This is a genomic window from Saprospiraceae bacterium (assembly GCA_016713025.1).
In the GTDB taxonomy this organism is placed as follows: Bacteria; Bacteroidota; Bacteroidia; order Chitinophagales; family Saprospiraceae; genus OLB9.
This window is the reverse complement of record JADJPZ010000004.1, coordinates 3,015,231-3,029,619: the sequence shown is the minus strand read 5'-3', so window position 1 is coordinate 3,029,619 and position 14,389 is coordinate 3,015,231. Positions and strand designations below refer to the sequence as shown.

Genomic DNA, 14,389 nt, shown 5'->3' with positions numbered 1-14,389 from the left:
AAATTACGCCTAACGTCCCAGCTTTAGCCGTCGTGCCGTCTCGATAGAGCGGCATGATGTGTTACGGCTTGTTACATGGCGTTTTTCATTTACATCCATCTTCGTTCAAAATATTTATCGTATCGGTTATATGTTATCTTTTTAAGCAATTCTACCATTTTGGGATTTTTCTTTACTGAATATAAATACCTTGTTTTGTCTGAATGTTTAATTGTAATGTATTTAGACATTGGTTCTGTTTTACCAGGTTCATCTTTTAAATGGTGATAGATACTAAATTCTCCAAATCGATTATAAGGTGAATTGTTGAATTTGAATCTTAAATAAATGTATTCAGGATTTCCAGTCGATTTATCTTCTATATATTTAAAATCAATTGAATCAGGTTTAGTTGAATTTATAAGATAAAAAAATTCTGTTAGTTCTCTGTCGATTTTGAGTTTATCTATCTTTTGCTTATCTCCTGAAACAGCATAATATCCAAATCTGTCACCGTAATCATTCTTTTCAAATCCACTTCCATACCATATTCTGAACCAATTAATTGATTCATATTTTACAGAATGTTGATCCAGATGAGATTCATTATGATTAGGTTCAATAAATCTCATACCAAATGGGTGTTCTCCGACATTTAAACCATATAATTTACCTTGAGAAGTTATCAGGTTAATATACATTTTTTGAGAACCTACATCACTTATTATAAATGGAAAGCTAAGTTTTGCAAAAATTTGCTTTACTCCATTATTGATGTTTATTGTATTGGATATTTCTACTAAACTGTCTGGAGGCATATTGTTAGATTCAATTGCCTTTCTTCCATTAACCATGATGTCTTCCCAGTCACTATCTTTTGCGGATTTTAATATTTCAGAGGGAAACATTTCCTTTAAACTGTCCAATTGAGAACTTTCTATAAATGATATCGCTTTTTTTGCTGTTATTAATTCAAGTGTATTTTCAAATTGTGTGTTTTCAAGTTCCCTAAATGCCTGATATGTTGGATTCCAGCAACCACAAAGTAGTAAAGTGAAGCCTATGTATGATAATAAATGTTTCATTTTAGTGTTCATTTTTTTTATGCCATATAACGCCTAGGCTATGTGATGGATGAAGCGATAGCGAATCTATCATCATAGCCGTTGTTGTGTGCTTTATTATTTTAGGCATGATTTATTGACAATCCCATGTAAAATATGCTCTTTCAAAATCTTTAGTTTTTAAGCTTTCAATACTAATAAAAACATGTCCAATTCCAACATCTCCAAAAATAATATTTTCATCACTATCAATTTGAATTAATTGAATATCATCTTCGTTTCTGGTTCCATAATCTCTTGGGTCATCTTGTGTAAACTCAGCGTAACCTCCCAATTTATGACCACTAGCATCAAAATAATCATAAAATTCACTTTGTTCATTTTCACTTAATTGATCTATAAATTCATACCAATCTTGATCGCCGAATTGAAATTTGAATTGGTTATCTGTTAAACCAGCATTTTCAATAGATTTCTCAAAATTCAATTCATGAACAAATAGAATCGGCATATCTTCATAATCTTCTTGATTTATAAATGAAAAGTCTTCCAGAAATTTACTTTCAGTTTCAGATTTGGTATGATACACAATTTTAGACTCTTCTTCGTACCAATTAGCTCCCGACAGAAATAATTGCAATATTCCGTTTTCGGGAAAATTTAATATCTGTGGTATTTCTTCAAAATTTATTTGAGCAGCCATTAACATTGGTTTACCATTTTTGTCTATAGGATATATTTTTGATTTAGGATAAAATGGAAATCCTAAAAACTTACTCGTTTTTATATCTAATTGATCTTCAAATGCAGAAATATTTAAAGATTTTGCGTTAATTTTTACAAACTCCCTTTTGTATTTTTTCAATTCTGTTTCGAATTTATTTAGAAATTTTGGTATCATTATTATTTAGTTATTATTGCACACAACGGTTTGGCGACAAGCGACGTGCCGACGTTAGGAGGCATGATCGTCTTGTCGCTTGTTATGCATAGGAATTTATTCATAAATCATGTCATCAATATTATGCCCTTTACATTCTGGAGTATACTTTTCCCATTTTAAATCTTTGAATTTATCAACTGAAATTGCTAGGTATAAACATTTTACTTTAAATGCAAAAGGTGATTTGTATTCAGTTACTTCTTGTATTCTAGATTCTACAAATTTAAAACTTTCATTAAATTCATTAACTGAAAACACATAGTTCCAACCCTTAAGTTTAGAAGCAAAACTAGGATAAATAATTGAATTGGTATTCCCAATCATGCTTTTACAAATTGATGCAGTTTTAAAATAATTGTATTCTTGTCCTTCTTTAATTTCTTCAACAAATAAATTATTTAAAAAATCATGAACACCCTGCAAATAAGGAGGAAGGTTGATAAATTCTTTCAGTTTATGTGTATCTGCACCCAGTACAACACTTTTCATAGATTTCTTTTCATTTCTAAAAGTTGTTGTCGCAATCCAATCGCCTAATTTTGGTCTGACTTCAAAAATTGAAGTTCCAGGATCATTTGAACAATAAAATACCGTTTCACCATCCAGATTAGCACGTCCAATTTTTGTGTTTCTTGCTGGTGGATATATTAATTCAGAAATATTATTAAATAAAGTGCCTTTGCAACAACATTTACGAACTCTTGTAAAATCTAAAACTTGATCTTCCAAAGTGTGTGAAAACCCTAACAAGTTTTTCCCAAAGATTCTTATCATTGTTTGTTCGTATAAAAATCGGTGTTCTTCATTTCTGAAGTCGAGTCTTTTCACAAATTGAGTCAAAAAAATCCTTGTATCTTCTCGAGACTGTAGACTAATATTTTCAACAAATTCTTTAGTCATATTTATTTTTCTTATGCATAACGTCCCAGCACTGGCGACGGACGACCGATAGAGAGTCTGTCCGTCCAGTGCATTGTTATCTCCAGTTTTCATCTATTAATTGTTTCATCACTTTTTTTGCGCTTATGAATTCTTTGAATAATTCATTTGTAGAGATTTCAGATCTTCTTTTTGAATTTCCGAATTTTGTTGTCATTGGTGGTAAGCTTCTAAATTCCTGCAAAAATCCAGCAATCCCCACTAACGCATCATCAATTGAACTATAAAGGTTTGGCACTACTGTTTTCATTTGGTCTTCAACTTCATTTACAAATATACTTGATTCTGATGCTGTCAATAATAATTTAGTATAAGATTCAATAGCCATGTTGAGATTATATCTAAATTCTGGTAATAGTTCGTTAAGTTCATCAGAAAATTTGTCCAAATCTAATGACAAACTATTAATTATTTGAGTTGCTTTTTTAAATCTTAATCTTTCATCTTTTATAAGATTTACAGCATTAATTTGCTTAGTTTTATCATTAAATTTACTTCCAATAAATTCGATAATTGTAATAATGTTATCTGATATATTCGGTAAACGTTGTAAAGAATCTGACGTTTGCTCAACCAAGTCAAGTATTCCTTCAACACCTAATTGGCCACTTTCATCAACTTCTTTTGCCAGTAATTCATACTTGTCAAACTTATCATTATTAAGATTACTACCTAAGTCTTTTGGAATATTAGTTTTATCAATAAATTTATCTCTTATTAAAGACGATAAATGTATAAAAAGTAAATTTTTCAGTTCGTCAGTTTTGCTAAACTCCCAATATAGTGCACCTTGTGTTTGTAAATCTCTTTTGAATATTTTCACTTTCTCAAATTGATCAAAATTCAAATCATAAATATTGTCAGGCGGAGCTGTTTTAAAATAAAGCATAATATGACTTGAGTATGGATCTGATTTAAACTTCTTATACGCTCTATCATACTCTTCTTTTGTTCCTGATTCGGCTCTATTAGTAGGTGTTCCAAATCGTTGCCAAAATATTCCAATGAAAATATCATAATCATCCTTTATGTTGTGATTAATGACATCTTGAGCATCTTCTCCGATTCCTGGATAAGCATTTCGTTCCCAATTAACAAACTCAAATCTTACACTGTGTGGTTTACCTATTAAATGATCTAAATCATCTTTAAGGGCAAAAATTAATTCTCGTTCAGCTTTAACATCACTAGGAGAAGCAAGAAATATTTTTATTAAATTTGTTTGTTCCATTCAATGTGATTTTAAATACCTAAAAAACTCATCCAAAACGTCAATAAAATAAATTGTATAATCTAAATATCAGCTTATAAGGTCGAATATAAAACTTGAACTTAAGATTTCTTATTTCTTAAATTACTATAATTTAGTTTTGGTTGTACATTTTGAGATTTACTACCATCCACAGCACTAAATAAAACATCATATAGAGTTTCTACATATTGATCTGGTGTAAATATACTCGGGAATTGATATAATTTTTGAATTTTGTTCAGATTTGCTAGTGAAAACTTGATTACTTTCGTTTCTGAATATCCTTTTTTATGTAGAATAATTCTTGGATTTTTTCCCAGCAATCTTATAGCTTCTAAATTTACTCTGTAAATTGCAAATTCGTTGTGTAAATAAAGATGTGCAATGGTTAACATTGAACATACGAATCTTTGTAATTTTTGTGGTCTAATTTCTTCATCCCTAAACGCATTTGATCCGGAATAATACAAATTGAGGTAATCTTCTAAAATCAAGTTATATTCTTCTTTCAAGAATTTAGCAACATAAAAGTCAGCTTCAATGTCTATATGTTGCATCATTTCATCATAGTAAAAATCTTTAACTCTTGTTGCATCTCGTTTATTAGGAATATTATTAATGTAATAATGATAAGCTTCATGCAGAATAATTGTGACAAAATAATCTACTGAACATTTTTGTAAATATGCTAAATTAAAATGTATAGATTTTGTTTCATCTACCTTCATGGTATTATCAATTGGGAAGATATCAAAATTAATGGCAGTCTTGTAATTGAAATTCTTTAGATTTTGTCTTCTTAGCCAATTTACAAATAGTATAAAACTTTCGCTAATAACTTCTTTATGTTTTGCAGTTATTTTTACCTGCTTATTTTTTAGAATTATTTCCTTATCCATAAATTATTTTTTTTCTACTTATTGGAGATAACGCTAAGCACTGGCGACGGACGACCGATAGGGAGTCTGTACGTCCAGTGCATTGTTAGCACTCGTTTTTTTTTATTTTCGATTAAAGTAAAAGTCTGCTGTCAATGAAGTCGACTCCCATGGTACTTGTACATCCTTCGATTTTTCCATAACTGATTTCCTTACTTTTTGAAATAACTGAGTAATTGTAACATTAACTGACTTGATTTCTGAAATAAGTTCGCCAGTATAAAGTCCATTCTTGCCTTCACCATCTGATGCCGTCTTACCCGGAGATGTTGAATATGCGATTAAAGAACCTTTTGGCGCATCCATCACAGCAAACCCCCTTTGTCCCAATTCTCTACCCCAATTTCGCTCAAATGGATTGTTTCTGCATGCGTCAAGTATGAGTAAGTTCACAGAAGTTTTTGCACTTTCCATATGGCTTAATATTCGGTCAACTTGGACACAGTCATATTCAACTGTTCGTTCATTTTTCAAATTTGCATCAACGGGAATTAGATAATTTAAACCTTTAACTTGAACTCCATGTCCAGCAAAATAAAATAAGCCAACATCATACTTTTCAAGTTCAGTTCCAAAGTCGTCAATTCCAATTTTTAATTCCTTGAGATTTGGATTCTCTGCATACATTACATCAAAACCTAGTGTCTCAAGATTTTCTTTAACTGATTTTGCATCATTCAATGGATTTTCTAAATGTCCAGCAAATTCATATTGGCTACAGCCCACAACTAATGCAATTTTCCGTTGTTTGATTTCCTTGTTTTCAATGGTAGTTTCGCCAATTTCAATTTCTCTATAACCATAAATAGATTTTCCTGCAATTTTTGATTTTTCGTAAAATTCGATTCCGCTCGCAGAGAGGTTTCTATTATATATTTCAATTAATTGATTGACACCTTCATTATCTGTTCTGGAAACAGGATTTATAGTTAATGATAAAAATTTCAATAGTGCTTCTTCATCACAATGCAGAAGATTAAATCGTCTATCAGTAAACACCCAATCATCTTCCCAGTCATAATTCATTATACGATGTTTATGAATGTCATCATAAGCGTTATCATATCTTGAATCGTAAGACGGCATTTTTGAAAGGTCGAATATTCTATTTAAAAAATCAGGTTCTTCAAGTCTGCCAGACCAAGAAATTTTATTGAGTGTTATTTCGTCAAAGATTGCTTGACGTACAATTATTGAAATTTTCATTTGAAGTTCATTGTCGTTGTCGATTTTCGGATTCCATGAAATACCGCGAATGTGCATGCCCATCGCTGTCGCGATTTCCAATAGTTGGGATTCTATTACTTTAATTTCTTTTTGAAAGTCGGAATGTAGTTTTAAATAATACTTTCCTGGGACACCAATTTGAGCATCCATTAAATCTGTCATTCTATCACCACTAATTTCAAAAAGAGTGTCGACATATATTAGATCAACACTGCATTCTGAAATTAGTCGAGCAGAGTCATGCTCTCCTACGTCATTAAGCCATTTATGTAATTCTTTCTGCATGTTGTCTAAATATGAGTGCTAACTCATAGGAATATCTACGAATTCGCATGTACAAAGATAAAGAAATTGCACAAATCTCAAAGCGAATTTGTAGATATTTAAGTTTAGACCGTTGGATTATAGCCAATTTATTTATTATACAAACAATGAAATCTTTTAATCCTACGGCCTGAAACGAGCCGTATATGGGATTTGCTATGATTGTAGTAGTCATTTTTTATTGGCTTTGGGCTATAAGTTTTAAATTGAGTCATTACTCTTCTGGCATGACCCTTTGTTTTTTTCTTCCTAACTTAAGATTTGATTAGATTTGGGTGTGTTCCATCTTGTTTTTGACTATTGTCTCCATAGTTATCCTTGGCCTCTTTGAAGCATTGGGGTCTATTAGTACTATTTTAGGTGTCTCTGCCGGCGATTTGTTTCTGCTTTCTCTTCGGATGTGTTTATTATACCATTCTGCATCGGGCTTTATTTCGTTTATTTCACTTTCTGTGGATTGACATGAAACGCATTTTATTTCTTCTTCTTCTTCCGTTATTTGTAGTAAGGCTTTTACTATCTGGAATAATGTTCTTATGGTTTGGCCATTTTCTTTGATGAGTTCTGGAATATTTATTTTTATTTTTCTGATTTTGTTTTGGTCATGATGCCATACGTTCTTACTTTTTGAAAGTTGGGCGGTAAGACATGTATCATGATTTGTCGCATGGCTACTATGGGATCGAGTTGCTTGGTCGCTTTAGGCGCTGCTTCATTGGGTTTTTGATTTTTGTAGTCATTGTATTCCATTTTTACGATCTGTTGTTTTTCATCATACTGTATTTTTTTATTACTTACTCCTATTCTGCATATGTATCGACCTAGGTATTCTTCTATGACTTTGGTATGAGCAGTAGGTGGCGTGTTGTGTACACACCACCTCACTTCTTTGGTACTATTGATTATGCCTTTTACTGTTTGATAATACACAGGATCGATTTTCTGCAGCTGACTTTCTAGCTCCTTGATAAAGATGGTTTTGAAGGTGCTACATATTTTGCGATACGGTGCGATTTTATTTTTTCGTTTGGGCCATACCCATTTTCCATCCTTGCTTACACCTCCGAAGGTGACCAAGGTATGCAGGTGTATATGGTGCTTGAGATCGGAGCCAAATGTATGCAGTACGGCTGTCATTCCGGGAGTACCTCCTACATTTTCGGGATCTCTTGCCAGTCGCTCTATGGTATGCCAAGCTGCTTTAAAAAGTACTCCATATAATAGTTTTGGATGGCCTTTGGCTATATAATTTAGCTCGTGAGGTATGGTAAAAATGATGTGCTGATAGGGACATTTAAGCATCTTGCTCGCCAGTTTGTCTTGCCATTGCATGCGTTTTATGCGGCTACCCACCCGCTTCCGCGGTTCCTTCCCTTGAAGCACTGTCGTACTTCACTCTTCGAGATCGGTCAGTCAGACTTAGGGCATTGGCTATTGCCACATGACTTATATAAATAGGTCTTCTTTTTGCAACTCCTACAACTTATTACGATCCCTCCGAGCGCAGGTGTTTTACATTTACTTACATCTTTGATAAATTTGATCTCGTGCTTCTGCGGTTTGTATAGGTGGATATATGCTTCTTTGTACGCTCTAAATAGTGATCCTATGTCTGTGAATGGCCCATCAGACTGATTTGGATCGTTGTAATCGGATGGATTATGTTTTGACTCTGAAAGTTTACACATAAATGAAGGTATATCGAGGTCGTTTTTAGATTGGTGTGACCTAACATCTTCTGTATATATACAATATTCGTTCCATGTTCCATATGATGGGTAGCGTAGCAATGACGCAATGTATGTGGGCTCACATCATGGATGATGCCTGCTTTCTCTTTAGCTCGTTTCATGGCATGCTGTATGTTGCGTTCAGGCAGTGCATCTTGTGTTGTCTCCCCATAAAAAAGTCTGTCTGTAGGTCTGTAGATTTTGTAATATTGTCTTAATATTTCTATCAATTCCATCGGTACATCTACATATCTGTCTTTGTGACCCTTGCCTTTATCTATCTTGATCTGTAGTCTATCAGAATCAATGTCTTTTACCTTGACCGACAAGGCCTCACTTATGCGCATCCCTGTAGCATATAGGAAGATGAATAAGGCTTTGTATTTGAGATTGCGTACGTGCGAAATGAGCTTTTGTACTTCTTCTTTTGATATGACATTGGGCAGTTCTTTATTTACTTTGGGTCGTGGGAACATCGGGGTATTCCACGCTTTTTGAAGTACTTCAACAAAGTATTTTTTAATGGATGAGTAATCCATATTGATGGTTTTCCAATCCATTTTTTGACTGTACCGATACAATAAATATTGTTTTACCACTGTATCTGTAAATGCATCATCCAAAAGTTGGGTGTTGCAATATTCAAGATACTTTTTTAATATTGTCAGGTAAGAAATCCGGGTTTTTACTGGTGAATTAAGAAGGATCAAATGTGACTCAAAGGCCTTCAAATGTGTGTTTACAGGTATCATTTTATTGTTATTTATTTATACCTGATAGGCCAATTATCATGCCTAATAACTTGTCTTACTGATATTTAGATATATTTATTTTTAGGTTTGTTCAACGTTTTGCCGCTTTGCGAAGGCGGGGATTTATAGCACTAAACTTCATTAGATGCACAAAACTTGAATTTAGCACTTCACTGTCATAGAAGCACGAAACCCCCGCTTTTGCCAAGCATCTATGTAAAAGCATATCTTAGCTCAAAATTTTCTGACGATTTAAAAACAAGATTATGCCTTTACAAAATGCTATTGACACAAAGTTATTTATTGGGATCGACATTCACAAGAAAAGTTGGTCGGTATCTATCAGGACGGAGTCATTTGATCATAAAACATTCTCCATGCCACCAGATCCGGACGTATTGTACGATTATGTGGCTGCTCATTTTCCGACTCACGAAGTTGCGATGACTTATGAAGCCGGGTGTTGTGGTTTCAGTGCAGCAAGATATTTTTGAATCTTGGTTGGGCAGTTACAGTGGTCAATCCGGCTGATGTGCCGCGGATGGACAAACAAAACTATCAGAAGACGGACAAAATCGATAGTCGGAATTTATGTAAACAACTTCAGAAAAACAATCTCAAGGCCATCCATATCCCTACTGAGGAGCAAGAGCAGTTTCGCAGTTTGCTGCGTCAGAGAACCAACATTACTAAGGAACTCCGAAGAGTCAAGTCACACATTAAAGGTATGTTACTCTTTCATGGCATCGCAATACCACCGGAATTTGATAATGTCAACTGGACGATAGAATTTAAAAAATGGCTAAGTGAACTGAAGTGGACATCCACATGCGGCAAAGAGTCTATGGAGAGTAAACTACGGACACTGGATTTCTTTCATTCTGAATATCTCAAAGGTGGCAATTTACTTCGGGCTCATTGTCGTCAATACCACAATAAAGACTATTATTTATTGACCAGCATCCCGGGTATCGGTGGATTTCTGGCTGCAGCTATCTTGTCTGAATGTGGCGATTTGCGCCGGTTTGACAATGAAAAGCAGTTCAGCAGTTTTATCGGTGTAGTACCTGGTATATTCAGCAGTGGTGGCAGTGAAAGCAATATGGGAGTAACACCCCGAGCCAATACCATTCTAAGACCTTACATCATTGAGAGTGCCTGGATAGCCATCCGCAGAGACCCTGAGATTCAGGCATACTACAAATCTCATTTTGGAAAAAATCCCAAAACAATCATTGTTAAGGTTGCCCATAAGATGGTAAGACGGATACTATCGGTGATCAAAAACGGCAAATCATATCAGATTAATCACAAACTTGCATTGGATAAAAACATTCAGATACCAACGGATATTGATATAAGCAACGAAGAAATATAAAAAATTCTATCTTCTGACTTTAGAACACGGGGAGCAGAAAACAATCAAAAGTTTTGCTGCAACGCAAAGCAGAAAGCAGAAGATTTAAAAAAGTAAAAGTAATTTTGGACACAAAACGAGACATCAAAAGCGGCATAGGTTTTCTTAGGCATACAGGGCTCAAGATTATTCGTCTTAAAAGAGCCGGTACGTTGGGGGTACCGGCTCAGACGAATATTCCGTCACCCGACAGTATTATCCCTATGAAGTTGCACCTCTGCATTGCTTCAGTCCGTTTATACTGTCGCCACAAAATTACTATTCATCACTTTATTACTCAAATATTAAAGAGCATATCAGACTTTAAAACAGCCGTGGTAGAGGAGACTGAAAAGTCAACTGCTACATCGCCAAGCAGGAAGCTGATATTTTACGTCTCTATTATCACACCGATGCTGGTAGTGTCAGAAATGACAGCTACATATAGGAGCCTGAGTATAGAGTCAAAAAACAATAAAATTATGCCGTAAATAAAATTAACATATTATCTTTGTCCCGGGCTGGGAGGCTTTACATAGGAACGGCTGTTAGGCGTTCGCTTTTTTATCTAAATAACTGATTAGCAGTTCTTTGTTGTGAAATTTATTACATTGTTTTAATATACGATAAAACAAATTTATTATTTCTATTTGAAAAGTTCTTAGTTTTTTATAATCAATAAAGATTCGAATTGATTTATGAGTCATTTTGTGCCTTACTTGATACATTTCTGTTAGAATTTCGATAAAGTTAATTTTTTCTATTGTATTTGATTCAAATATAAAGTCAGTAAATCTTCTTTTTGATTTATTCTCCATTTTGTATTTATCATCATCAAGTAAAAATATACTTTCTACAATCATTATTAATTGTGAAATTCTTAAATGTAAATCTGTTTCAGATATACACTTTGAATAAAAGATAATTGAGTTTTTAATTAGTTTTTCCATTTCAGAATCATATTTTGGATTGAGTAATTTTCCAAAATCATCAAAAAAAACTTTGTAATCTTTTACTAATTTTGAATTAAACGGAAGCATTTGTTTTCGATTTATTTTAGTTGTTATTGAAAAATCAAATGGATCATCATTTTCAAATCTTAAATAATCGTGACTGAATGGCATTCTACTTTCAAGCTCTAAATAACACAACTCTGTTGGGAATTGAATCGTTGGTCCACATATTTTTAAAATATCAACAACATAACAAGCATTTTCATACGCAATAATCTCCGCTTTTTTTGATTCAGCAAAAACTTCTATTGCAACGAAAACCTGACCTTGATATTTTCTATATAATTTATTAAAAATTTCTTCAGAATATTCTTCTGATGATTGTATTTTACTTAATTGAAATTTATAAAATTCATCGAAATATTCTTTTGCGAAAAACATTATTTTTGAATCTCCAACATTAAAATCATTTTCAATGTCAATATTTAAAATTGGAAAACAAAATCTATATTTATTTATGTCTTTTTTTAGTTTTTCTTCTAAATAAACAAATAAGTTAATTTTTGAAACATTATTGATGAAAACATCAACAATCCAAGCTATTATTTTCTCTTTTAAATACTCAATTGAAACATTTCTTTGAATATTGTTCCATTCAGAAATTTCATATACAAATTTATAAAGTTCGATATAATCATTTTCTAAAAAGCCATATTTTTTTGACTCTTTAAGGATATAAATTTTGTAGTCAGACAAATCAGACATATATTCCCGAACAATAACATCACTTTCTATGAATTTATCCGATAAATCAATTACACCCAAATGTGACGAAGAACCTTTCCAATTATCTTTATTGATAGATTTTTTTTGGTCTTCAAAAATTTTTATTTTTGATACAAAATCGTATGCTCTATTCTGTAAACTATTTTCATCCATTTTGTACGCATTTTGCTCTAAAGTGACGCCTAACGGTTTGGGCTATGTGATGGATGAAGCGATAGCAAATCTATCATCATAGCCTTTGTTCTCAGCAGTATCATCCTTCTTTTTGAAGTCTTTTTGCTTCTTTTATATCTATTCTTGCTTTATGTCCATGCTTATCCAATAAATAAAGCAAGTTTGCTCCATTCATCAATGTCAAAGGTTTCCCTTTTGCAAATTCGTAAGCATCGGGACCGTAATCTGCTGTCGTTACTAAAATTCCTTTTGTTGCTCCTTCATTCATAACAGTTCCGTACAAGTCCCGGACGGCGGCAACGCCAACGGTATTTGTATATCTTTTAGCTTGAATAACGATTTTACCTCCTCTTATTGGGTCTGGGTCAAATGCAATGGCGTCAACTCCGCCGTCTTTGCTGGCTTGGGTTACTTTAACCTCTCCTCCGTTACTGTTAAACTCATTGGCAAAGACTTCACGGATTAGGTGTTCAAAATCTTCCCAATCCATTGAGGCCAAATTTGTACTACTATCCATTCCGCTCGCCACTTCGTAATGGTTTACAAATCGTTTGTCAGTTCTATTTATCTGCAAAATCGGCTGTATTGGTGTTAGTCCACTCAATTTACTGCTTCCAACGCCTTTGAAGTTTTTGAAACAAGTCTTGGGGTCAACATGTTCCAAATCAACCTCTATAAATTCTGCTTTCTTTGCTTGAATTGATAATATGCAATTATTTTCTCTTTTTCCAGTAGCCCGATTTATCGCATTTACCCAACCATTGAAACTAACAAATTCAATGGTGTTGGCTTTATCAGCCTCAAAAAGCTCATGGATAGTCCGCAGGGTTATTTTATACATCGTTGCATCAAACATTTTCTGAATTTGTGCATCAGAAATATGATATTCTTTCAATTCATTTTTAATGAACTTTACCTCGTTCAACGTGGGCAAGTCTTCAATCGTAGGCAAAGAGTATTCGACCACCAAAATCTTGTTTTCAGGATTGTAGTCGAGTTCAAAACTCTTTGGAAAACTATCAAGATACTGCGAATTATTCAAAACCAATTCACAATATTCTAAAACTGCAGTTTGGTCACAACTCAAATACTTAACTTGCAACTCATCAACTTTTTTATTTATCTTTTCCTGTTTGTTTTCAAAGTCAGTCTTCCGTTTTTGCCATGCTATGACTTCATTTGTAAGTTGTTTTCTTACGGTGTCTTTTGCTGCCTCAAATTCAGCCTTTTGCTGTTCGTTGTTCTTTTTTCTTGCCTCATTCTGCTTATCAATTTGTAAACAGTCATCATTCCATTTCAAAACCGCTCGGTCGAAAGCATCTTTCGAATTCTGTATTTTTTTATCTTTATTTGACTTTATGAGTTTGTCAAAAAAAGATAATTTTGGCTCATAATCAAACTCTCTTGGACTTGTTGGGTAGCCTTCTATAACTGGTGGCTTTGGTTCTGAAATGGCATTAATTCGTTTACTCAACTCGTTTTCAGGGTTGGGCTCTTTGAATTTCGTCTTATCTTTCAATGTTTCCCAATCAATTGTATCATCAATACTCAAAGTATGAATGAGTAAATTATCAACCGCTTCCAAAGACCTTATTGCCGCTTGGGTTATGATTTCTGCTTCCTTTTGGCTTGCGACTTGATGGTTTACAACATTCTGTTTTGAAACTATTTTATCCCACTTTTCTTCAAGTTTCGCAACATGAGATTGCACCTTATTTTCCAGGATGTCATCATCGTAAGCAGTAAATACCTTGTAATCTTTTAGCCCCTTGTGCGTTACTTCAGCTGTATACTTAATTTTATAGGTTCTTATTCCAACATCCTCAGAATGGTAATAGATGTCAATTAAATCTTCCTTCATCGTGATTAGTTATATTTATTAATACTTCTTCTTTTTTTTTATTGCTGAGAACGTCGCCCCTGCCCCCCCTC

At 33.4% G+C, this 14,389-nt stretch carries 12 protein-coding genes and 1 pseudogene; 2 read left to right on the top strand and 11 right to left on the bottom strand.

Annotated features, from left to right (window positions below; all coding sequences use genetic code 11):
* Nucleotides 1-89 precede the first annotated feature (89 nt).
* The 9 genes from IPK35_19245 to IPK35_19205 all read right to left on the bottom strand — a co-directional run bounded on the left by IPK35_19245 (nucleotide 90) and on the right by IPK35_19205 (nucleotide 9,148).
* Entirely contained in the window at nucleotides 90-1,064 is a 975-nt protein-coding gene (locus tag IPK35_19245) for a hypothetical protein (protein ID MBK8055346.1), read from the bottom strand.
* 112 nt (nucleotides 1,065-1,176) lie between these two features.
* Nucleotides 1,177-1,944 carry a DUF1963 domain-containing protein gene (locus tag IPK35_19240; protein MBK8055345.1) on the bottom strand — a complete coding sequence of 256 codons (768 nt, stop codon included), beginning with the start codon at nucleotides 1,942-1,944 and terminating at the stop codon, nucleotides 1,177-1,179.
* A 96-nt stretch (nucleotides 1,945-2,040) separates the two neighbouring features.
* Complete coding sequence (locus IPK35_19235) at nucleotides 2,041-2,979, bottom strand: RES domain-containing protein (GenBank protein ID MBK8055344.1); 939 nt, start codon at nucleotides 2,977-2,979, stop codon at nucleotides 2,041-2,043.
* On the bottom strand, nucleotides 2,963-4,156 hold the full coding sequence (locus IPK35_19230) for a DUF4062 domain-containing protein (GenBank protein ID MBK8055343.1): 1,194 nt from the start codon (nucleotides 4,154-4,156) through the stop codon (nucleotides 2,963-2,965). Before IPK35_19230 ends, IPK35_19235 begins: the two co-directional genes overlap by 17 nt.
* 101 nt (nucleotides 4,157-4,257) lie before the next feature.
* Nucleotides 4,258-5,076 carry a hypothetical protein gene (locus IPK35_19225; protein MBK8055342.1) on the bottom strand — a complete coding sequence of 273 codons (819 nt, stop codon included), beginning with the start codon at nucleotides 5,074-5,076 and terminating at the stop codon, nucleotides 4,258-4,260.
* 102 nt (nucleotides 5,077-5,178) lie between these two features.
* The gene (locus tag IPK35_19220) at nucleotides 5,179-6,627 is read right to left on the bottom strand and encodes a caspase family protein (GenBank protein MBK8055341.1); all 1,449 of its coding nucleotides are present in this window, start codon (nucleotides 6,625-6,627) and stop codon (nucleotides 5,179-5,181) included.
* Between the two features lie 618 nt (nucleotides 6,628-7,245).
* A complete protein-coding gene (locus tag IPK35_19215) occupies nucleotides 7,246-7,998 on the bottom strand; it encodes a transposase (GenBank protein ID MBK8055340.1) in 753 nt (250 codons plus the stop codon).
* 77 nt (nucleotides 7,999-8,075) lie between these two features.
* A complete protein-coding gene (locus IPK35_19210) occupies nucleotides 8,076-8,354 on the bottom strand; it encodes a transposase zinc-binding domain-containing protein (GenBank protein ID MBK8055339.1) in 279 nt (92 codons plus the stop codon).
* The gene (locus IPK35_19205) at nucleotides 8,273-9,148 is read right to left on the bottom strand and encodes a tyrosine-type recombinase/integrase (protein MBK8055338.1); all 876 of its coding nucleotides are present in this window, start codon (nucleotides 9,146-9,148) and stop codon (nucleotides 8,273-8,275) included. The genes IPK35_19210 and IPK35_19205 overlap by 82 nt, the downstream gene beginning before the upstream one ends.
* 266 nt (nucleotides 9,149-9,414) lie before the next feature.
* On the opposite strand from IPK35_19205, the pseudogene IPK35_19200 reads away from it, so the two are divergent.
* A pseudogene (locus IPK35_19200) lies at nucleotides 9,415-10,457 on the top strand (IS110 family transposase).
* A 122-nt stretch (nucleotides 10,458-10,579) separates the two neighbouring features.
* Nucleotides 10,580-11,035: a hypothetical protein gene (locus tag IPK35_19195; protein ID MBK8055337.1), complete on the top strand. Its 456-nt coding sequence runs from the start codon at nucleotides 10,580-10,582 to the stop codon at nucleotides 11,033-11,035.
* Nucleotides 11,036-11,092: 57 nt separating this feature from the next.
* Here IPK35_19195 and IPK35_19190 read toward each other — a convergent pair whose 3' ends face one another.
* Nucleotides 11,093-12,436, bottom strand: coding sequence for a hypothetical protein (locus IPK35_19190; protein MBK8055336.1), 1,344 nt, complete (start codon nucleotides 12,434-12,436; stop codon nucleotides 11,093-11,095).
* 100 nt (nucleotides 12,437-12,536) lie between these two features.
* Nucleotides 12,537-14,318, bottom strand: a complete 1,782-nt coding sequence (locus IPK35_19185; protein MBK8055335.1) for a restriction endonuclease — start codon at nucleotides 14,316-14,318, stop codon at nucleotides 12,537-12,539.
* Between the last annotated feature and the right edge of the window lie 71 nt (nucleotides 14,319-14,389).